We start from the raw sequence: 371 nt of genomic DNA, 5'->3' as shown, positions 1-371 counted from the left end.
TTTGAATTTGAAACCGATTCACTTGTTGATGCTGATTCGCTCTTAGCTACTGATGCCGAGTCGGACTCACTTGTCGATGTTGACTCGCTTGCTACTCGATTTGATGTTGACACAGATTCGCTTGCTGATGTTGATGTGCTAGTAGAAGTTGACTCACTCGCTACTCTATTCGAATTTGATTCCGATTCACTTATCGATGCCGACGCACTCTTAGCTGCTGACGCACTTGTTGACGTCGACTCACTTGCTACTCGGTTTGATGTTGATACTGAATCACTTGTTGATGCTGATTCGCTCTTAGCTACTGATGCCGAGTCGGACTCACTTGTCGATGTTGACTCGCTTGCTACTCGGTTTGATGTTGACGTCGA

At 45.8% G+C, this 371-nt stretch carries 1 protein-coding gene; it reads left to right on the top strand.

Annotation, left to right across the window (positions count from 1 at the left end):
* Nucleotides 1–371, top strand: a 371-nt coding sequence (locus CD118_RS12325) for a hypothetical protein (protein ID WP_425353212.1), incomplete at both ends; no start/stop codon positions are given.

Source organism: Staphylococcus coagulans (genome assembly GCF_002901995.1).
Lineage (GTDB): Bacteria > Bacillota > Bacilli > Staphylococcales > Staphylococcaceae > Staphylococcus > Staphylococcus coagulans.
Note: the sequence above shows the minus strand (reverse complement) of the source record. Positions and strands in the feature narration are given on the sequence as shown.